Raw genomic sequence first — 20,743 nt, 5'->3', positions numbered from 1 at the left:
GATCAGGAACCTTTTTTAAACGTTGGCCGTGGCCCTGTGATCAGTTTCCACAGGGCAGGCCCAAATAGGGCAAAAGCAGTGAGTATCAGGAAAAATGCCGATAGGGGCCGGGTAGCGATCAGCCACCATTGCTCGTCCAGCATTACCATGGATTGTCCAAGGCGCTGCTCCAGCATGCCGCCCAATATCAGGCCAATCGCCAGCGGTACGACGGAAAATCCGTAAACCCGCATGAAGTAGCCGATGATCCCGGAAATGATGGCAATCCAGACATCGAACATGGATTGATCCAGAGCATAGGCACCAACAATCGAGAAGATGAAGACACTGGGCCAAAGCATCCGGATCGGTATGAGGGTGACCCGTGCAAAGACCTTCGCTCCATAAAGTCCGATGACCAGAAACAGCAGGTTTACGAAAAGCATCGACCAGAAAATGGCGAAGGCGAAATCCGCCTGTTCGGTGAACATTGTAGGACCGGGACGCAGGCCATGGACCAGCAATCCGGCCAGGATAACCGCCGCGGTTGGACTCCCGGGAATGCCGAGAGCCAGTGTGGGCACCATTGCACCGCCTGTTGCGGAATTGTTCGCGGCCTCTGAGCCTGCAATGCCTTCAATGGCACCTTTGCCAAATTCTTCGGGTGTCTTGGACCATCGCCGCGCTTCATTGTAGCCGATCATGGATGCAACGGTTGCCCCTTCTGCCGGCAGAATACCGATGAAGGTGCCGATGCCGGTTGATCGCAGAATGGTCTTCCAGACCTTTTTGTAATCCGCCATGGAGGGCAGTTTAATGGCCTTCATTGTGACCTGCTCACGCTTCTGATGCAGAGCGGAGGCCTGGGACAGCAATTCGGAAATTCCAAATACGCCGATCATGACCGGAACAAAACCGATGCCTTCATGGAGTTGCGGAACGTCGAAGGTAAAGCGTTTGACGGATGTCAGAAGATCAACGCCGACCGTTGCCAACAAAATGCCGAATGCACCTGCAATGAGGTTCTTGATCGGTGATCCACCACCAACACTGACCAGCATGGACAGGCCGAATAATGTCAGTGCGAAATATTCCGGTGGCGCAAAATTATAGGCAGCCCGCGCCAGAACCGGCGCCGCAATCATCAGACAGATAACGCTCAGCACACCGCCAAAGGTCGAGGCGACAACGGCCATGCCAAGTGCTCGGCCAGCCTCGCCGCGCAAAGCCATGGGATAGCCATCAAGACAGGTGGTTGCGCTGGCAGATGTGCCGGGTGTGTTGATAAGGATGGCAGTGATTGCGCCAGCAAAGGTAGCTGAGCAATAGATTGCAGTCAGTATCGAAATCGCTGCAATCGGCTCCATCGTCAGGGTGAAGGGCAAAAGCAGTGCCGCGCCGGTTGTGGCATTCAATCCAGGCAAAGCGCCGATGATGACGCCGCCAAGGGTTGCGGCGACCAGCAAAAGCAACAGGCTTGGATCGGTTAGTGCCAGAAAGCCGTTAAAAAAAGCATCCATTGTGCTCATCCGTACCAGAGGGAGGTCAATAATCCGCGGGGGAAGCGGATTTTGAAGACGAGATCAAAGAGAAAGAAAACCGATGTCGGAATGAGGAGGCCCACTAGGGCAATATTCCGCGGACGGCGCTCGCCCCACAGCATGGTCAGGGTCGCTGCAAAAGCGCCCAGAGCCAGAAACAGATCGACCTGCATCAAGGCCACAAACCCAATCATCAGACCCATGGTCATCCATGATTTGGATGTGACACGCTCAACAATTTTGACCGGATCCTTCCAGACCATCAACAGGGTCAGACTGACAATCAGCAGACAGACCAGCTGAGGGAAATCAGACGGCTGGATGCCGCGCTTCAGGATTGGCGGCATCTTTTTGAATGTTGTGGTGAAGTAGAGCGCTACAAGGCAAAAGAGGATAATGCAGATCGGAACCAGCCATCTGGCCCGCCTGTCAGGATTGAGTTGTGTTTTCATGACGCAGCCCGGTTTGCCCCCTGATCCAGGGATCAAGGGGCAGTTGGTGTGGAAGCAGGTCTGATTTACTCGATGAAACCAAGCTCTTTCAGTGCTGCTGACATATCTGTCACCATGGTCTGCAGCTGATTGCCCCATTCTTCTGATCCGGCAACGGATGAAGCATCAAGGCCAACCGAGGTCAGGAACCCCTGGTAAACGCCGTGATTCATGGACTTTACAAGAGCCTCTTCAATCTTGGCCGCTACGTCATCAGGGGTGTCCTTGTGGACGACAAATCCGCGTACGGTCGAGAAGCTGACCGGGATGCCCATTTCCTTCGCCGTTGAAACATCCGGCAATGCCGCCATGCGCTTATCGGCCAGAACAACAATAGGGCATACATCGCCTGAATCGATCTGACTTCCAGCTTCCGCCAGGTTCAGAACCGCAACATCAACCGCGCCTGCCACAAGCTGGGTGGCCAGTTCGCCGCCGCCATCAAATGGAAGGATTTTCGGTGTTTTCATGCCGCCTTTTTTGGTGAACATGAAGGCGGACACATCATCAATATTGCCCAGATGGGTCGTGCCGTAGATGATGGCTTCTTCTTTTTGCTTCGCAACAAAATCGGCCGCATCTGTGTAAGCGCCACATTTGACCATGAGAATCTGGGGATCGTCCGTTCCGCGTGCTATCGGGCGAATATCTTCCAGTTTCATCTTGGTTTCATTCTTGGCCAGCGTCGCTGCGTGACCAATGGTGAATGTCAAAATGGAATGACCATCGGCAGGCTGCGTGAGATAGTAATCCATGGCAACAGCGCCGCCGCCGCCGCCTTTGTTGACCACAACCATGTCAGCGCCCAATTCGCGGCGTCCGCGCAGCATCATCATGCGTGTGGTGACGTCAGTACCGCCGCCATTTCCGGCGTGTGTGACGACTTCGATTGTCTTTGAAGGGTAGTCTTGAGCTTGTGCCTGAGGCGCGAAGCTGGTGAGCGCAAGTGTCGATGCGCCAACAATCAGCGTTAGTGCGCGCAGTTTTCTGGTGTCTTTCATAATTTCCTCCCGGTTGCAGCTTTACCCGTTCTGCTGAGCAGTCAGGTTTTGGTATTTTGGTATACCAAAGTATATTTTTCTTAAAGAAGGCTCTCGACCGAGTCAAGCGGGTGCCCGACGTTTCGGGGGGCTTCCCGTGCGCCTGCGGTTGATTCAGGTATAGGTTATTGGTTTAAGGAGCCGTCTAAACCATGTCGCGAATAGCGTGGTTGTGCCGTTTCAATCGCTGCCTGTGCCTGCAAACGGAGATCGGCATCGGCGCATCCATGCGAGGCATAGCCTGCCAGCTCGCTATCGGCCCGTACCGCTACCAATGTTCCGATGGACCGGGCGGACCCACCGGAGACATTCGTGACGACACATAATGCACACGGCACGGCATTGCTTTGCTTTGACAGTCTTTCGCTTAGGCAAGAGTGTCTGCGGCGTGTTCAAGAAATTGCGGGTCGGCACCATCGGTCATCGTCAGGCTTCGGCCATCTCAACAACTTCTGCGAACTTCTTGAAGAATTTGGCAGCAAGCTTCTTGGACGTACTTTGTATCAACCGGCCACCAAGCTGCGCCAGTTTGCCGCCAATTTCTGCCTTTGCGGTGTATTTAAGGGTGGTCACTCCGTCAGTCTCCTCAAGGGTCACATCTGCTCCACCCTTGGCATGACCGGCGGCTCCCCCATTGCCCTGGCCAGACAATGAAAACGCATCCGGCGCGCCTGACTTGTCAAGCTCGACATTGCCATTAAAGCGCGCTTTGACAGGGCCGACTTTCAAGACAACTTTGGCTTCCAGTTCGGTGTCGGAGTGCTGTGTAAGTTCCTCGCAACCGGGGATGCATTGTTGCAGTATCTCGGGGTCGTTCAATGCCTCATAAACGCGTACTTTCGGGGCGTTGATCGTGACTTCATCATTCAGTTCCATGGGGAATTCCTTATTAACAACAGGGGAATTTTATCGAGGCCAGCATTTCGGCCTGCTCTTTGCTCAAATCGGGTTTTGGGAACCGGGCCAGCAAGCGGGCTATCACAGCTTTCATGATGTTGCCTCCTCCTGAACCGACAGCGCCGCGACTTCCTGGGGTGTATCAATGTCGCGGAAGAAAGCAGTGGTTTGGGTTGCAGCCAAATTTAGGAGATCCGGGTTCTCACGGGTGAATTTGTAACATCCCGGATTGTGATGGTCAGCCAGAAGCCGCGCTTTGAGATCCAAGGGGATGATCAGAGGGTTTCCGCGCATTTTGTCTTGAACTGGCACTGTAATTTTGCCGGATTTGTTTGTGCGATGCTGCTCTAACAACCAAACGAGATGACTGTCGGTTAAAAACGGTTGATCCCCAAGGCCAATGAATGTGTCCTGTGCTGGCGCAGATGCGGAAAGCCCGGCAGCGACTGATGTTTTCTGGCCCTGTTCAAAATCAGGATTGAAAACAAACTGCACGTCCAGCCCATTTAAGGCGGTTTCAACCTCTGTCCGCTGGTAACCGGTGACAACAGTGACCTTGCCATTGCAAACGTCAAGATAAGCCGCAACAGACCGGCGGACCATCGGAACGCCTTCAATGGGGATCAGCAGCTTGTTGATTGGCCCCATGCGCTGCGACAGGCCAGCTGCCAGAATAATGGCCGCGCTTTTATGCATCTTTATCCCCTGCGCCGCGCAGGTGCCGGCGACGTTCCTGTGTCAGCCGAGCTAGGATTGAAAGCGCGATTTCCTGTGGTGTCACAGCATCAATGGGCAGGCCGGCAGGCGCATTGACTCTGGATAGAAGCTCTTGTGAAATGCCTTCATTGGTCAGTTTTTGCGCCAAGGCTGCGAATTTGCGACGGCTGCCGACAAAGGCAATAAAGTCTGCCTGCATCGCCAATGCTGCACGCAGACTTGCAAGGTCATCCTTGCCCTGTGTGGCGATGACGATCATGCGCTTTTCTCCAGTCGCAAGCGTGCGGGGCTGCATCTCCGAAGTGCCTTCCGCAAGCGTCCACTGAAATTCTTTGGCCAGTGCCACAAGCGATTGGGCCACCGGGGATGCTCCAAAGATCATCAGCTCTGGCAATGGCAAGATCATCTCGACAAATATATCGATTGAGCCTTTTGACGGGCAGCCATTGCGGGCAAAGCGCATGCCATCCACATCGTCCCCGGCTGCGACGCCCTTTTCATCCAGCACATCCTGCGGATGCAGGGAAATGAGCTGCGGTTGCCCTTCCTTCATGGCGCGATCAGTGGCCTTGGCCAATGCGCTTCGCACACAGCCACCCCCGATCCAGCCCTGAAGAATAGTTCCGCTGGCGTCCAAAAGCGCCTTGGCACCGGGTTTGGCGGCGGTTGACCCGGCGGTGCGGATCACAGTTGCAATTGCAAAAGGTTCACCGCTTGCCCGCATTTCCTGTGCAAGTTCGGCAATGTCGGCGTCTGTTAATTCAGCCGGGGTCATAGGCGCACCAGCTCGGGCTCAAGCGCTCCAAGATCCGCCAGCTTGTTGGCAGGGCGAAACAGGTCGAGATGCGGGAGGGCCGCTGCCATGCCGCGCGCCACGGGTTCATAGTCATCCCAGCCCTTCAACGGGTTCAGCCAGATGATCTTGCACCCACGTTTTTTCAAATTTGCCAGAGCGTCGCCGAGCAGTTCAGGATTATCGGTGTCGTAGCCATCGGAGAGGATCAAAACCACCGTGCGCCCATCGACAAATCGGCGGGCATAGGTTTTTGAAAACTGCATCAGGGAAGCGCCTATCCTGGAACCTCCGCCAAAGCCATCGGCCAGCACGGACATCCGGCCCAATGCGCGCAATGCATCCTTGTCACGCAGGGCATCGGCGATGCGGACCAGGCGGGTGTGAAACAGGTAAGCATCTGTTGCATCATCCGAGCGCATCATGCCGGCAATGAAAGATAGAAACACACGGGCATATACGGTCATTGACCCGGATACATCGCAGAGTGTGACGATTTTCAGCGGTCGGTCGGGGCGGTGTTTCATCGGCAAATGCAGTGGCTCGCCACCGGTCGACAGGCTTTTCCGGATCAGTTTTCGAAAATGAATCTGGTCTCCCTTGCGGGCCTGTTTGCGGCGGCGTGAGCGGCGGTCGCGCAGGGCTGCACCCAGACGCCGGGCGATTTTTTCGGCCTCCGCAATGTCTTCCGGCTGCACCAGATCATGTAAGTCTTTCTTTGTCAGTGACCGAATAACGCTGGAGACCAGCTTGCCTTCGCCATCGGTTTCGGCTTCGTCTTCCCCGCCATCCGGTGCTGTGGGCGCACCAGCACCGCTGGCAGCTTCCCCGCCTTTGGCATTGCGTGAGGTGTGGACGCTGTCGAATCCGGTTGTTGTGGTCGGCATGGTTTTTTCTGAAACCCGTCCGCCATTCAACCAAAACGCATTGAACAGATCGTCAAATCGTTCGACATCTTCTGCACAACCGCTGAAGACAGCGCGCAGGGCATGGCGGGCCTCTTTAGGGTTGGCGGCCTGCGTATGGGTCAGCGCTTCAAGCCCTGCCTTTGCTTCACCCACCCCCAGTCGCAGGCCGTTGGACCGCAAATGTGCCATGAACCCGGCCATGCGGGCGGCGGGTCCAGGATCACGGGCAGCAAATTTAGTTACCTGACTCATGCAGCTTTCCCTGCAAGGCGTTGGGCGATTTCGGTTGTGATGTTATCGCGGTCGGTCTGGGTTTTGAGAAGCGTCGCCAAAGTGGCCTGTAGCACCACAGGGTCATGGGTCAAATCTGCAATTCCAAGACCCATCAGTGCAGCGGCGAAGTCCAGCATCTCGGCAATTCCCGGTTTTTTCTCCAGATCCTCTTTGCGCAAAGACTGTACGAAACCGATGATCTGAGATGCCAAGGCTGCTTCTACCTCCGGGCAGCGAGCGGTCAGAATTGCCAGTTCCGTAGTTCGGTCCGGATAGGAAATATGGGCATAGAGGCACCTGCGGCGCAAAGCATCGCTGAGATCGCGTGTTCCATTTGCGGTTAGAATGACGATGGGCCGAGAAGTTGCCTTGATTGTGCCGAGTTCCGGGATCGTCACCTGAAATTCTGACAGAATTTCCATCAGATAGGCTTCAAATTCCTCATCGGCCTTGTCGATCTCGTCAATCAACAGAACCGGCGGTGTATCCTGCCGAATTGCCTTGAGCAAAGGGCGCTCCAGCAAGAATTCTTCGGAAAAAATACGCTCTTCGACAACACGCCCGGTTTCACCATGTTCGGCTGCCGCGCGAATGGAAAGCAATTGTCGCTGATAGTTCCATTCGTAAATCGCTTGTGCAGCGTCCAGTCCTTCATAGCATTGAAGGCGGATCAGTTGGGTGTCTTGCACAGTGCTGAGGACACGGGCCAGATCGGTTTTGCCGACACCAGCCGCGCCCTCAAGCAGCAGTGGGCGACCAAGAGATATTGCCAGATGCACAGCCATGGCCAGATCGTCATTGGCGACATAGCCTTCGTCCGCCAAAGCGGTTTGCAGGGCGTTCCAGTTCATTTTTGATACCCGATTGGTGGCGGGCGGCCAAAAGGGCCGCCCGGCGTTCACTTAATCATGCAGGCCAAGCTTATTGGCTGTTTCCCAAATCCGCCAATGGTCGTGTGGCATGTTGGTCTGCTTCAGCCCAAAGGGGCGGAAGGCGTCGTGGACCGCATTTGAAAAACACGGAACACCACCCACATGCGGACTTTCGCCAACACCCTTGGCTCCGATCGGGTGATGCGGGCTCGGGGTGACAGTGTGGTCGGTTTCGTAGTTCGGTACTTCCCAGGCTGTTGGCAGGAAGAAATCCATCAACGTGGCGTTTTTGACATTGCCCTGTTTATCGTAGGCAATTTCCTGCCCCAGAGCGACAGCGAAAGCCTCGGTCAGTCCGCCGTGAATCTGCCCTTCAATGATCATCGGATTAATACGGGTGCCGCAATCATCCAGCGCATAGAAACGACGGATTTCAGGCACGCCGGTATCAACATCAATGTCCATGACACAGACATAGGCACCGAACGGATAAGTCATGTTGGGCGGATCGTAATAGCTGACCGCCTCAAGCCCCGGCTCAAGTCCCGGTATGGCCTGATTATAGGACGCGAAAGCGATTTCCTTCATTGTCTTGAAGCGCTCAGGCGCGCCTTTGACGACGAACCGATCCACATCGAACTCCACATCATTGTCGTGAACTTCCAGCAGATAGGCCGCGATCATTTGCGCCTTGGCACGGATTTTACGCCCGGCCATGGCCGTGGCCGCACCCGCTACCGGTGTGGAGCGTGAGCCATAGGTCCCCAGCCCATAAGGAGCCGTGTCAGTATCGCCTTCTTCAATGGTGATGCTGTCCGCAGGCAGGCCAATCTCGGTGGCCAGGATTTGTGCAAATGTGGTTGCGTGGCCCTGACCTTGTGAAATCGTGCCAAGCCGCGCAATCGCCGACCCGGTCGGGTGGATACGGATTTCGCAACTGTCGAACATGCCAAGGCCAAGAATATCACAATTCTTGACCGGACCCGCACCGACGATCTCGGTGAAGTGGCACAGACCAATGCCCATCAATGTGCGGGTTTCACCGCGTTTGAAGGCTTCGACACGTTCGGCCTGCTCTTTGCGCAAGCCGTCGTAATCGACCGCTTTCATCACCTTGTCCCAGGCCGTGTGATAATCACCACTGTCATATTCCCAGCCAAGGGCGGATTGGTAGGGGAACTGTTCCTTTTTGATGAAGTTGATGCGGCGCAGATCTGCTGCATCCATATCCAACTCGATGGCCAGAACCTCAATCATGCGCTCGATGAAATACACCGCCTCGGTGACGCGGAAGGAGCAACGATAGCTGACCCCGCCCGGTGCCTTGTTGGTGTAAACACCATCCACCGACAGATAGGCGACCGGTATGTCATAGGACCCGGTGCAGATATTCATGAAACCAGCTGGAAATTTGGTCGGATCAGCGCAGGCGTCAAACCCGCCATGGTCGGCTGTCACCTGACAATGCAGTCCGGTGATTTTTCCTTCTTTGGTGGCTGAGATTTTGCCGGTCATCCAATAGTCACGGGCAAAGGCCGTGGTCATCAGATTTTCCATACGGTCTTCAACCCATTTCACCGGCCTTCCAGTGACAATGGAGGCCACGACTGAGCAGACATAGCCTGAATAAGCGCCAACCTTGTTGCCGAAGCCACCGCCAATATCGGGTGAGACAACACGAATATTGTGCTCTTCGATACCGGAGATCAGAGACACCACAGTCCGGATGGCATGGGGTGCCTGAAACGTCCCATAGAGTGTCAGCTTGCCGTTGACCGCATCCATTGAGGCGACTGAGCCGCAGGTTTCCAGCGGGCAAGGGTGGGTGCGGTGATAATACATGCTTTCAGTCACGACGACCTCAGCATTGTCCATCACCTGATTGGTGGCAGCCTCATCGCCCTGTTCCCAGGTGAAGATGTGATTGTGGTGCTTGCGGGGACCATGAGCACCTTCGGTCTGGCCTGCCAGATCTTCGCGCAAAACCACATCTGATTTCAGCGCTTCGAACGGATCGGTCAGAACCGGTAGTTCTTCATATTCCACTTCGACCAACTCAACAGCATCTGCCGCGATATAACGGTCTTCGGCTACGACAAAGGCAACTTCCTGCCCTTGAAACAGCACCTTGCCATCGGCCAGTACCATTTGTTTGTCGCCGGCCAGTGTTGGCATCCAATGAAGGCCAAGTGGTGCCAGATCTTCCGCTGTCAGAACGGCAACAACGCCCGGCAGGGCCATGGCAGCGTCCTTGTTGACCGAAATGACGCGGGCATGGGCATAGGGTGTACGCACGAAATCTCCGTGCAGCATTCCCGGCAATTTGATGTCATCGACATAATTGCCTTTGCCCTGGGTGAAGCGAGCATCTTCCACACGTTTGCGCGAACAGCCGAGGCCCTTGAGGTTGGCGGCGCGTTCATCGCGCTCAGGAGTCATGTCATTCATTCTGCAGCCTCCTTCGCGGCATTCATCTCATTTGCCGCAGCAAGGATGGATTTCACGATGTTCTGATAGCCAGTGCAGCGGCAGATATTCCCTGCCATGCCAAACCGGACTTCTTCTTCGGTGGGATCGGGGTTTTCTTCCAGAAGTTTGGACGCGCGGGTGATCATACCCGGCGTGCAGAAACCGCATTGCAGACCATGATGCTCGCGGAAATTTTCCTGCAGCACATGCAGCTTCGCCGGATTGCCGAGCCCTTCAATCGTCGTGACCTCGGCACCGTTGGCCTGTGCCACGAACATGGTGCAGGATTTCACGGATTTCCCGTTCAGTGTCACCGTGCAAGCCCCGCAATGCGAGGTATCGCAGCCCACATGAGGCCCGGTGATGTTGAGATGTTCGCGCAGCGCGTAAATCAGCAGCTCGCGTGGTTCGGCAAGGAACTCCCGGTCTTCGCCATTTACGTTCAGTTTGACTTGCATTTTTTCTGTCATGATTTTGTTCCTTACGCCCGATCCCAGGCGCGTGTGACCGCACGTGAAAGGATGATGCCTGCCAGATGGCGTTTGAAGGCCACGGGGCCGCGATTGTCTTCCGATGGATCAATGTCAGCCAGCATGGCGGTAACGGCCGCTTTAAGCGAAGTTGAGTCGCATGTGGTTTCCACCAATGCGGCCCCTGCAGCTTCAGACCAGACCGGCACATCGCTGAGATTTGTCATTGCGATTGAGGCTGATGCGACTTTCCCGCCATCCTTGACGATCTGAACCGCAGCCGCAGCGGTGGCATAATCGCCAATCTTGCGCTTTTGCTTTTCATAAGCATGTCCGCCGGAAGGTGTTGCAAAGCTGATGGATACCAGAACTTCGTCGTCCTCGCGATCTGTCATGTAGGCCGCTTCATAATAGTCGCGCGCGGCAACACTGCGTGTCCCACCGGGGCCGATCAGTTCGATCTGTGCATCAATGCACTGCATCAGTCCTGGCATGTCATTGCCCGGATCGCCATTGGCGACATTGCCACCAATTGTTCCCATGTAGCGCACTTGTGGATCTGCGATCTGAAGGGCCGCTTCACGCAGGATTGGCGCAGCAGACGCCAGCCCATCGTGATTGATGATCTCGTGCTGGGTGACCATGGCACCAAGCTTGATCTGACCGCCTTCGATGGAAATTCCGCCGAGCCCGCTGACATCCTGAAGATCAATCAAATGGGGAATGTCCGCCATCCGAAGTTTCATCATGGGTATCAGGCTGTGCCCGCCCGCCATAACACGGGCATCATCGCCGTGTTCTTCCAAAAGGGCGATCACATCTTCCACTTTCGTGGGTCGATGATAATCGAATGCTGCTGGTATCATTGCTGGTCCTCCCCGACGTGCAATTAATTTGCTTCGGAGAACGCTAATCACGGCTGCGCCTTGCGGCACTGGCTTATGAGTGAAACGAGAGAATTTCTACACGAGATGCGAATTGGCACGCACGAAATGCGCGCCGGTCATATGCCGAGAACGTCCCGGACCGCCCGCAGGCGCGACCGGCTGACCGGAACTTTCTCAAGACTGGCAACTTTAAAATGGCAAACACCATTATCCTTGAGACGTTCAAAGCCTGTGACAAAGGACGGGTTGATCAGAAAGCTGCGGTGGGTCCGGATAAAGGGCCCTGGTGTGAGACGTTTTTCAGCTTCGGTGATTGACCAGACGCAGAACAGTTTGTCGGTTTCTGTGTAAAGATGCGTGTAGTGTCCTTCCGCCCGGATCACGGCAACGGCGTCCACATCGACAAAGAAGGTGCGTCCGCCCTGCTCATAGGGGATTTGTTTGTTGGTCACTGTAACACTGGTGGTTTGCTCGGTGACACTTTCATCAGCCGCCGCTGGCAAGGCCTCTGGCTCAACGGTGGTGCCAGCTTCTTCGTCAGACTCTGGCTTGGCTTCCAGGCCAGCTTCAGGGGCAATGTTTGCGTTGGCTTGAAGTGCTGCAGCAGGTTGCGGCGAGGCTGAAAAAGTAATGCCGGTCAAAAGGAAGGCAGCGCACAGGACAAAGCTGCTCAAAACAACGCCAATTGCCATGACTTCCTTGCTGATGAGCGGGCCAACCTCGCTCAGAACATCAATGGCCACGAAATCAGTTCCGCTAATGGCGATAAAATGCACGGCAAAAACCGCGAAGCCAAAAAACAGGGTTCCAACGATGATGTTGCGGTTGGTTCGTTTGCCATAGGCAATGGAAAAAGCCGCGATGTTGAGCGCGCAGGAAGACACAATCGCCAGAGCAATGCCAGATGGGGTATAAAGCGCCTGACACAATTGCAGCCCTGACATGCCGATATAGTGCATGGCCAGCACGCCCAGACCGACAATCGTACCAGCTACGACGAGGGTGGTACGTGTGCGTTTTCGGAAATGCAGGATCAGCAGGGCAACACCGACCACCAGAATTGCGACGAGTGCCGAGGCCAGCGTGATAGCCGCGTCAAAATAAAACAGGATGGGAAGTTGCAATCCGAGCATCGCCACAAAATGCATCGACCAGATGCCGCCACCCAATGCAACAGAGGCCAGCGCGACCGATATTTTGCGGTGCATAACATTCCGCTCGGACAATCCCTTTGTCAGGGACAGGCCCGTAAAACCCGCCATCATCGCCACAAGAAGTGAGGCAAATACAAGCATTGGGTTATGTGAATAGTCCAGAATCTGCATTCAGGATCACTACCCATTTGTAGAAAAACTAGCAAGTTTCGTGCAGGTGCCGGAGGTCGTTGTCAAGGCGGATGAGGGGGCTTATCGCTTGTTCTGGCTGATGAACAAGTCCTGACCTGACGAGATGCGTCATTCTTGCAAAATGCATTTAAGACTGTTGCCAAGCGGTCAAAAAGGGCGCAATTTCTGTGCGTTAGCTACACTCTCTCCATTATCTGAAGGTTCTGTTTTTGTGCTGAAGTTCCGGCTGGTCATCAATGTGGTTGGCTTCGTTGTGATTGGCATTTCCATTCTGGCATTGCTGCCGGCTGCCCTTGATAAGGTTGACAGCAATCAGGACTGGCAGTCTTTCGCTGTGTCTTCCACACTGATGGCTTTTGTTGGTCTGTCACTGGTGCTGGCGACACGAGATACGTGGCAGGCCCCGATTTCATTTCGCACTGCTTTTTTGCTGACGGCCAGCATCTGGGTTGCCGTGCCACTGGTGGGTGCCCTGCCGTTTCTGGGACTGGGCATCAGCTATGTGGATTCCTTTTTTGAGGCAACGTCCGGACTGACGACAACCGGGTCAACTGTTCTGTCGGGGCTTGATAATCTGCCCAAGGGGATTTTGTTGTGGCGGTCGCTGCTGCAGTGGATCGGCGGCGTGGGAATTATTATCATGGCGGTGGTGATGCTGCCATTTTTGCGGGTTGGTGGCGCGCAGCTGTTCAAGACCGAAAGTTCTGAAACCAACGAAAAGGTTGAACCGCGCTGGACCGTTTTGCTGTCCAACATTGTGCTTGTGTATTGCAGTCTCACCGTCTCCTGCATTCTGGTCTATTGGGCTTTGGGCATGTCTTTTTTTGATGCCATTTGCCACGCCATGGCTACGGTTTCCACCGGCGGTTACTCCACCCATGATGCCTCATTCGGTCATTTTCAGGCCTGGGGTCTGCACTGGGCGAGCATTGTTTTCATGATTTCCGGTGCGCTGCCATTTTACATTTACGTCAAGGCTGTGCGCGGCAATATCCGGGCGTTGTTTACCGACAGCCAGATTCATGTGCTGATCGGGTTTTTGGCTGTCACAAGCGTGGCTATGGCCGTGTGGCTGAGCAGCCAAAACGATATGAATGTGTTGCAGGCGCTGACGCTGACATCATTCAACGTTACATCCATTGTCACCACCACGGGCTTTGCCAGCACTGATTATACATTGTGGGGGCCGGGTGCGGTGGGTCTGTTTCTCATTCTGATGTTTGTGGGTGGCTGCTCCGGGTCCACATCCGGGGCCATCAAAATCTATCGGTTTCAGGTGTTGATCAAGGTGGTTCATGCGCATCTGCAACGGCTGGTCAGCCCGCACCGCACCGTTGTGATTCGTTATAATGGTCGACTTCTGCCGGACGATGCCGCGTTTTCAATTCTGGCTTTTCTGGCCGTATTTGTGGCCACCATCGGCATTTGTACGCTGATACTTGGTTTTCTGGGGCTGGATATTGTCACCGCCGCGTCTGCCAGTATTACCGCCATCACCAATGTGGGGCCCGGTCTTGGTGATATTATTGGCCCGTCCGGCAATTTCGCGACTTTGCCAGACAGCGCAAAATGGCTGCTGTCATTCGCCATGATCCTGGGCCGTCTGGAAATTTTCACAATTCTGGTGATGGTGGATCGCGGGTTTTGGTCGAACTGAGCTCGATACGCTTATTGAAAGATATTGGGTACTGACACGTTCAACCAGACGGCGAAGGCCAGATACAGGAAGGTGGTCATGGCCACGGCCATCAAAAGGCTTTTGATAATTCTTGCAGCGGCAATCGGGCCGGGGCCAAGTGTCAGAAACATTACAAACAAAAACGCGCCCGTTGAAAGTGTGTAGTCAAACTGCATGCCGAAGGCATAGAGGATGACGGCAATAAGAATGCCCCAGATTTTGAGGGATTTCGGTGGTTCGCTTTTATCAGATGCATTCGCTGCAGATCGGCTGCGCGAGCGCGCTACGCGCCGAACAGCCGATACTGTTGAAACAGCAGACAGGGCAATGACTATGGTGAGTATGACAAGTGGATAGACATGTGCAGGCGCATTGATTTTGCTGGCTTCGAGCAACAGATACGCAGCTATGGCCAGAATTAAAAACCCGCACAAGGCATCAAAATGATCGCGCTTAAGCATCGGTTGTCTCCGCTGCAGCCGCTTTGTTTTTGCGTTGTCTGTGCGCGGCGATGAGTGGCGAGATGATTGACAGTAGGCATAGGGCGACGATAACGGCGGAAATCGGTCGCATGACGAGTGTGAGATAACTGCCTTGCGCTTGTGCAATCAGGATTGAAGATGTGAATTCCCGCTCAGCGATTGGCCCCAGAATCAAGCCGAGCGCAATGGGTGCGGCCTCGATTCCAACCCGCCGCAGGAAATAGCCACCGATGCCCAAGACGATCATGATGACAACCGAGATCATTGAATTGGTGACGGAATAAGCACCTATGGTCGCGAATACCAGAATGGATGGTGTGAGAATTGCGGCCGGCACACGCAATATCTGTGTGCCAAGACGCACAATTATGAAATAGCCCAGGGGCGCAAGAACAATGCTGGAAATCAGCAGCCCGAACATAAAGGTAAAAGCTGTGCCGGAGCTGTCGTTGAGAAGTGCTGTCCCTGGCTGCAGCCCGAATGACAGCAGTGCGCCAAGGATGACAGCAGCGTTGACATTGCCCGGAATGCCAAGCGCCATCATGGGGATCAGGCTGCCACCAACCATCGAATTGTTGGCAACTTCAGAGGCCAGAACGCCCTCAACAGCGCCTTTGCCGTATTTCTCCGGGTTTTTGTCCCATCGGCGTGTTTCATTATAGGAAATGGTGGAGGCAATGGGTCCGCCCGCGCCCGGCAAAATACCAATGAGAATGCCGATTGCGCTGGACCGGATCATCACATCCCAGCGCTGAAGCATTTTGCGCAAAACCAGTTTCAGATCGGATGTCTTGCGCTGAAACTGATGTGCCGGCTTGGAGCGTTCGCCGCCGGAGGCCGCTTCCAGTATTTGCGCCAGACAAAACAGGCCCAGCAATGCGGGGATCAGATTTACACCCGCAATGAGATGGCTTGAGCCAAAGGTGAAGCGCGGCGTGCCCCAATATGGGTCCAGGCCGATCATGCTGATCGCCAGACCGATTGCGCCGCCCAACAGCCCCTTTACGAGCGTTTCGGATTTGAGGCTGGCAATCGTTGTGAGACCCAGAACCGTGATCCAGAAATACTCCTGGGGGCCGAACAAAAGTGAAATGCGTGCGAGCGCAGTAAATGCCAGCATAAGGACGACAATGCCGACAATGCCGCCAAACACAGACCCGAAAAGAGCTGCAAGGAGCGCCTCGTAAGCGCGGCCCTGCTGGGTCATCGGGTAGCCGTCAAATGTGGTTGGCAGAGAAGACGCGGTGCCAGGAATATTGAGAAGAATGGCGGAATTTGCATCCCCATACATGGCGCCCATGTAGATGGAGCCGAGCAGGATCAGGCCGGTGGCCGGGTCCATTGGCAGGACAACAGGAAGCAGCAAGGAAATGGCCATGACCGAGCTGAAGCCGGGCAATGCGCCGATGATGGCCCCGAAGGTGGTTGCCAGAAGAATGAGCAACACTGTGGAAGGCTTTAACGCCTCCAATAGCCCTGTCAGAGATAAAATGCTGTCCATGAAATCCACCTTTGAAAATGAGGTGCAGGCCGCAACTGCAGCACCCGCACCCGCAATCTGACCGCCCCACCAAAGGTCAGGCGGTCAGGGTCGTGTTTTTATTTCAGGACGCCAAATTCGACGAGGAGGGCGCGGATTTCATCGCCCATCGCCAGAACTTCAGCTTCCAGATCTGCGCCAGATTGCCAGACAGGAATCTGACCACTTTTCAGAAACTCGGCCCGGATAGCTTCATTCTGGGCAACAGCGCCAAGCTTTTCGCGCAGGAAGCTGACGGCTTCATCCGGCATGCCTTTTGGTCCGACGAAAATGCGGGAGGTGACTGAGTTCACATTATAGCCCGCTTCCGAGAATGACGGTACGTCTGGCATGGCTTCCGAGCGTTTACCGCCGGAAATGGCCAATGTCCGCAAGGTTTCCTGACGGGATGCAAGACCAGCACCAATGATGCCCGCAGAGACGTGTCCGCCTGCAACACGTGCAACTGTGTTTGCGCCGCCCTGTGTTGGCACAAGCGTTACTTCGATTTCTGATCCGCGCATGATTTCAAGCGCCGCAATATGGGCGGTACCAAGCGTGCCGGTGATGGCAAGGGTCAGAACTTTCGGATTTTCCTTAGCGGCTGCCGCAAACTCTTCCAGTGTCGTATAAGGACTGTTGTTGGGGACAACCAGGGCAATTGGATCGACATTGACCCGGCCCAGATAGGTAAAATCATCCAGCGCGAAGGTAGCTGCACCGGAGATGGGTTGAATGGCCAGATTTGGCAGGTTCACAATGCCAACCGTGTAGCCATCATTGCGGGCCGTGGCGATTGCATTTGAACCAATTGCGCCGCCTGCGCCGGGCTTGTACTGAAAATTCCAGCCTGTGCCTGTTTCGCCGCTCCAGCCGCCATCAACAATACGGGCGACACGGTCGCTGCCGCCGCCAGCGCCAAATGGCACGATCAAATCTATCTGCCGCTCCGGATATTCTGCAAACGCAGTTGTCGCAGATATGACGGCTGCTGCGACACCTATCGCAATTTTTCTGGTGAATGACTGTTTCATTTAAACTTCCTCCCTTGGGTTTTGATATTTTGGTTCGATAAAGTTCCGGGTTTCAAACACCGGAGACGATTGGGTGATCCGGCAATCGCAGACGGCGATAATGCGAGACTGCGTGTTGCCAAATTTGAATGTCTGAATGTCTTGCCCCGGCGGGCTATTGGCCACGGACCAGCCAGGCAGACTGTGGGCCTGATCAGAAAATCCAATACTGTGCACGCAACTGACATCTTAGTTAAATGCTCATGATTTTGCAAATTCGGCCCCTGTTGCAGGCTTCCTTCTCGCCGGGAAAATCTGTCATGCAGCATCCTCATGAATCGAGCCGATTGTCGTCTATGTTGATGGCCCATCGATAGGTATCTGCGGGCTTTGTCTGACGGCTCCATTCTGACAGGACAGTTTTTCGCAAGCGCCTTTGCTCCATGGTTCGGCAGATCTGCTCCGGGTCCCAATTTTTCAGGATTTTCTCCTGAAGGGCGCGAACCAATTCTGCATGGTCCGAGGCTGCGATCAGGTCCTGCATTTCAAGCGGGTCGTCTTCCAGGTTGAACAACTGGGACGGGTAGCCGTGATAGTAAATCAGCTTCCAGGGGCCAGAGCGGATCATGCGCTGTTGCACTTTTTGCGGCATCCGCTTGTTCATTCCGTCGGTGCAGTATTCGGAAAAAGTTTCATTGTCCCATGGCGCTTGCTCATCGATGGCAAGCTGCAAGAGACCAGACCCGTCAATTTCGGGTTTTTGATCACTCTGATCACCGTGATTGTGATGGGCGGCTTCAGCGAGCGTGGGCGCAATGTCTACCAGATTGACAATCTGTGACCGCCGCTCATTGGCCGGAATGGTGCCCGGCCATGACAGGATCATGGGCACACGAACGGACTGCTCGTAAAATGTCTGCTTCCACCATAGGCCGCGCTCGCCAATCTGGTCGCCGTGATCGGATACATAGATGATGAGGGTGTTTTCCAGCAGACCTTTGTCCCGGTAACTTTCAAGAATATCACCGATCATCCGGTCCGTTGTTTCAACCAGCGCGTAATAGGCCGCACGTGCTCTGCGCGTATCGTCCGCAGAGATGTCCGCTGTACCGGTTTGTTCCTTCCAGGCCCGCAGATAAGGGTGTTCATCTTCCGGGCTTGGCGCGCTGATTTCAGGGTCGGGAATTCGGTTGTAATAGTAGTTGAACAGATCTTGATTGCCGACATAGGGCTGGTGCGGCAGCATGAGGCCGACATGCAAAAAGAAGGGCGTGGCATCAGCTTCGGCCTGTTCTTTGGCAATGATGGATGACAGGTCCTGACAGGATTTGACCACATCATGGTCGTGAATTTCATAGGAAGATTGACCGGGTCCGGATTTGTCGATGCTGACGCGCGCAGGGCCGCTGGTGCCAGTTAGAATGCCCAAAGAATGCGCTGCTCCGCCGACCCAATTGGTGCTGTGATCACCAACAAAACGTTCTGAAAAGCCACGGAGCTGGTCGGGGCCGATTGAGTGCATGCGGCCCACAAGCCGTGTTTTATATCCGGCGGCGCCAAGGGCGTGGGCGAATGTGGGTCGGTCAGATGGCAGTATGTCACTGTTTGTCCAGCATTCCTGATTGTGCGGGTAGCAGCCTGTCAGCAGCGACATGCGCGCGGGCACGCAAATCGGCGAGGGTGTGTAGGCATTGTCAAAAACCACGCCCTTAGACGCCAGACGGTCAAGATTTGGCGTGCGCACAATGTCGTCGCCATAACAGCCGGTGACGAATGGATTGTGCTGATCGGTGAGAATGTAAATGATGTTTGGTTGTGTCACAGCACTGCCGTTTTCTGCGCACGTTGCGATTTGATGTTGTGGACATGCACCAGTTCGCCCTTGCCGATGGCTTTTGTGGCTACGCCGATGGGTGTGCCCCGGCGGATGACGATTTCCCCCTGATTGATGCCAACCGTCGCAATTTTGTGAAACGCTGGAATATCAGTGACGCAGGTCAAAGCTTCGCTGTTGCCATGACACTCCATCTGAATGACATCGCCTGATTTTGCTGCGCTGAGGATTACGGCCACGTTGTCTTGCGCCATTCCCTTGAGTGCTCTGGCCTGTTTGTCGCTTCCGCTCATAGGGATTCCCCAAAGCGGCTGATCACTTCATCGCCTTCCAGCAGCACTTCACCAAGGGTGAGAGCACCGGATGCGATGGCTGCGATTTCGTCTTCCAGACTGGCCCTTGCATCATCAAGGCTGCGGTCATCGGTAATCAGATCTGAACAGTCAAAATCAATCTGGTCGGTGAGGGCTGATGCCACGCCCGGGTTGGCGGTGATTTTAACGGTGGGGCAAAGCGCGCTGACATAGCTGTTGCCGCAACCGGTTGTGAACAGGATGATCTGTGCACCCGCTGCGGCCAGACCGGTTAGCGATTCAGGCGAAAAGCTTGGCCCATCCATGGCATGAAGGCCCGCCGCTGCAGGGCGTTCGCCAAAATCCAGCATGGAGGTGATCGGTTGGTTTCCGGATTTTGCAATGCTGCCAATGGCCTTGTCTTCAATGGTGCTGAGGCCGGAATCAATATTCGCCTGATTGGGGTTGTTGCCCAACAGATCTATTCCTGCTTCCACCGCAAGACGCTCGCGCCGGGACACAGCCTCTAAAATTGCATCTGATACAGGTTTGGAAGCCGCACGCTCCGCGACCGCTTTTTCGCACCCGAGCCATTCAACGGTTTCGCTGAATATCACCGACCCGCCAGCGTCGACATGCGCATCAGACAGAACACCCAGAAGCGGGTTTGCGGCAATGCCGGATGAGGGGTCTGACATGCCGCATTGCAGGCCAAGCGTGAGGTCTGAAACCGCGCAGGGTTTGCGTGTCTGGCGGCTGATATCCACCAGCAATCGTGCGGCAAGCCGCACGGCGCGGGCCGTGAAAGTGATAATATCGCGGTCACAATCGCCCAGAGACAAAAACTCAAAAGGTTTGCCAAGGTTTGACCGGGCGTCTTGGAAAAGCGCCGCCCGTCGCTGATCGGAACTGAGGATCAGAACCGCGCCCACATTCGGGTTAGCCGCAAGGTTGAGCAGAATGCGGTTGACCTGCTGATCATTGTCGCCGGTGATGCCGTTTCCGTGCGGCATGGACACCAGTACGGCACCGGAAAGCGCGGCCTCGATTTTTCGGGCGGCTGGCTGGGTGAGGCCGGACACATTGAGAATAAGCAGGGTATTGCGAATTCCAGGTTGGCCCTGCTGACGTTGATAGCCCAGAAATGATTGTTGCGTTGCCAATGTGCCGTCCTGATGATTACAACTGATATCTTTACTGACATCTCAGTTGTAATTCAAGTCGATTTTTGCTTTTCTGTT

20 protein-coding genes are annotated in these 20,743 nt (G+C 54.8%); 1 reads left to right on the top strand and 19 read right to left on the bottom strand.

Annotated features, from left to right (window positions below; translation table 11 throughout):
- Positions 1 to 2: 2 nt before the first annotated feature.
- The 13 genes from RAL91_RS00650 to RAL91_RS00595 all read right to left on the bottom strand — a co-directional run bounded on the left by RAL91_RS00650 (position 3) and on the right by RAL91_RS00595 (position 12,662).
- Positions 3 to 1,499, bottom strand: a complete 1,497-nt coding sequence (locus RAL91_RS00650) for a tripartite tricarboxylate transporter permease (RefSeq protein ID WP_306259050.1) — start codon at positions 1,497 to 1,499, stop codon at positions 3 to 5.
- Positions 1,500 to 1,504: 5 nt separating this feature from the next.
- Positions 1,505 to 1,972, bottom strand: coding sequence for a tripartite tricarboxylate transporter TctB family protein (locus tag RAL91_RS00645; RefSeq protein ID WP_306259049.1), 468 nt, complete (start codon positions 1,970 to 1,972; stop codon positions 1,505 to 1,507).
- A gap of 65 nt (positions 1,973 to 2,037) precedes the next feature.
- The gene (locus RAL91_RS00640; protein ID WP_306259048.1) at positions 2,038 to 3,012 is read right to left on the bottom strand and encodes a tripartite tricarboxylate transporter substrate binding protein; all 975 of its coding nucleotides are present in this window, start codon (positions 3,010 to 3,012) and stop codon (positions 2,038 to 2,040) included.
- Between the two features lie 164 nt (positions 3,013 to 3,176).
- Positions 3,177 to 3,389, bottom strand: a complete 213-nt coding sequence (locus RAL91_RS24980; RefSeq protein ID WP_371932469.1) for an XdhC family protein — start codon at positions 3,387 to 3,389, stop codon at positions 3,177 to 3,179.
- Between the two features lie 88 nt (positions 3,390 to 3,477).
- Complete coding sequence (locus RAL91_RS00635; protein ID WP_306259047.1) at positions 3,478 to 3,927, bottom strand: CoxG family protein; 450 nt, start codon at positions 3,925 to 3,927, stop codon at positions 3,478 to 3,480.
- 111 nt (positions 3,928 to 4,038) lie between these two features.
- Positions 4,039 to 4,644, bottom strand: a complete 606-nt coding sequence (locus tag RAL91_RS00630; protein WP_306259046.1) for a nucleotidyltransferase family protein — start codon at positions 4,642 to 4,644, stop codon at positions 4,039 to 4,041.
- A complete protein-coding gene (locus tag RAL91_RS00625) occupies positions 4,637 to 5,440 on the bottom strand; it encodes an XdhC family protein (RefSeq protein ID WP_306259045.1) in 804 nt (267 codons plus the stop codon). Before RAL91_RS00625 ends, RAL91_RS00630 begins: the two co-directional genes overlap by 8 nt.
- Complete coding sequence (locus tag RAL91_RS00620; protein ID WP_306259044.1) at positions 5,437 to 6,618, bottom strand: VWA domain-containing protein; 1,182 nt, start codon at positions 6,616 to 6,618, stop codon at positions 5,437 to 5,439. Before RAL91_RS00620 ends, RAL91_RS00625 begins: the two co-directional genes overlap by 4 nt.
- A complete protein-coding gene (locus tag RAL91_RS00615) occupies positions 6,615 to 7,490 on the bottom strand; it encodes a MoxR family ATPase (RefSeq protein ID WP_306259043.1) in 876 nt (291 codons plus the stop codon). The genes RAL91_RS00620 and RAL91_RS00615 overlap by 4 nt, the downstream gene beginning before the upstream one ends.
- A gap of 51 nt (positions 7,491 to 7,541) precedes the next feature.
- Entirely contained in the window at positions 7,542 to 9,959 is a 2,418-nt protein-coding gene (locus RAL91_RS00610) for an aerobic carbon-monoxide dehydrogenase large subunit (RefSeq protein ID WP_306259042.1), read from the bottom strand.
- Complete coding sequence (locus RAL91_RS00605; protein ID WP_306259041.1) at positions 9,956 to 10,450, bottom strand: (2Fe-2S)-binding protein; 495 nt, start codon at positions 10,448 to 10,450, stop codon at positions 9,956 to 9,958. Before RAL91_RS00605 ends, RAL91_RS00610 begins: the two co-directional genes overlap by 4 nt.
- An 11-nt stretch (positions 10,451 to 10,461) precedes the next feature.
- Entirely contained in the window at positions 10,462 to 11,316 is an 855-nt protein-coding gene (locus tag RAL91_RS00600; RefSeq protein ID WP_306259040.1) for a xanthine dehydrogenase family protein subunit M, read from the bottom strand.
- Positions 11,317 to 11,453: 137 nt separating this feature from the next.
- Positions 11,454 to 12,662 carry an MHYT domain-containing protein gene (locus RAL91_RS00595; RefSeq protein ID WP_306259039.1) on the bottom strand — a complete coding sequence of 403 codons (1,209 nt, stop codon included), beginning with the start codon at positions 12,660 to 12,662 and terminating at the stop codon, positions 11,454 to 11,456.
- 232 nt (positions 12,663 to 12,894) lie between these two features.
- Between RAL91_RS00595 and RAL91_RS00590 the strand changes: the two genes are divergently transcribed.
- Positions 12,895 to 14,340, top strand: coding sequence for a TrkH family potassium uptake protein (locus tag RAL91_RS00590; protein WP_306259038.1), 1,446 nt, complete (start codon positions 12,895 to 12,897; stop codon positions 14,338 to 14,340).
- 11 nt (positions 14,341 to 14,351) lie between these two features.
- On the opposite strand, the gene RAL91_RS00585 is transcribed toward RAL91_RS00590, so the two are convergent.
- The 6 genes from RAL91_RS00585 to RAL91_RS00560 form a co-directional block, all read right to left on the bottom strand.
- On the bottom strand, positions 14,352 to 14,822 hold the full coding sequence (locus RAL91_RS00585) for a tripartite tricarboxylate transporter TctB family protein (RefSeq protein ID WP_306259037.1): 471 nt from the start codon (positions 14,820 to 14,822) through the stop codon (positions 14,352 to 14,354).
- Positions 14,815 to 16,344, bottom strand: a complete 1,530-nt coding sequence (locus RAL91_RS00580; protein WP_306259036.1) for a tripartite tricarboxylate transporter permease — start codon at positions 16,342 to 16,344, stop codon at positions 14,815 to 14,817. The genes RAL91_RS00585 and RAL91_RS00580 overlap by 8 nt, the downstream gene beginning before the upstream one ends.
- Before the next feature lie 98 nt (positions 16,345 to 16,442).
- Positions 16,443 to 17,396 carry a tripartite tricarboxylate transporter substrate binding protein gene (locus RAL91_RS00575; protein WP_306259035.1) on the bottom strand — a complete coding sequence of 318 codons (954 nt, stop codon included), beginning with the start codon at positions 17,394 to 17,396 and terminating at the stop codon, positions 16,443 to 16,445.
- Positions 17,397 to 17,706: 310 nt separating this feature from the next.
- On the bottom strand, positions 17,707 to 19,197 hold the full coding sequence (locus tag RAL91_RS00570; protein ID WP_306259034.1) for a sulfatase-like hydrolase/transferase: 1,491 nt from the start codon (positions 19,195 to 19,197) through the stop codon (positions 17,707 to 17,709).
- Positions 19,194 to 19,502 carry a UxaA family hydrolase gene (locus RAL91_RS00565; protein WP_306259033.1) on the bottom strand — a complete coding sequence of 103 codons (309 nt, stop codon included), beginning with the start codon at positions 19,500 to 19,502 and terminating at the stop codon, positions 19,194 to 19,196. Before RAL91_RS00565 ends, RAL91_RS00570 begins: the two co-directional genes overlap by 4 nt.
- Positions 19,499 to 20,665, bottom strand: coding sequence for a UxaA family hydrolase (locus RAL91_RS00560; RefSeq protein ID WP_306259032.1), 1,167 nt, complete (start codon positions 20,663 to 20,665; stop codon positions 19,499 to 19,501). The genes RAL91_RS00565 and RAL91_RS00560 overlap by 4 nt, the downstream gene beginning before the upstream one ends.
- Between the last annotated feature and the right edge of the window lie 78 nt (positions 20,666 to 20,743).

It is taken from the genome of Pararhizobium sp. IMCC21322 (assembly GCF_030758295.1).
In the GTDB taxonomy this organism is placed as follows: Bacteria; Pseudomonadota; Alphaproteobacteria; order Rhizobiales.
The sequence above is the reverse complement of the archived record's forward strand: the minus strand, read 5'-3'. Positions and strand labels throughout refer to the sequence as shown.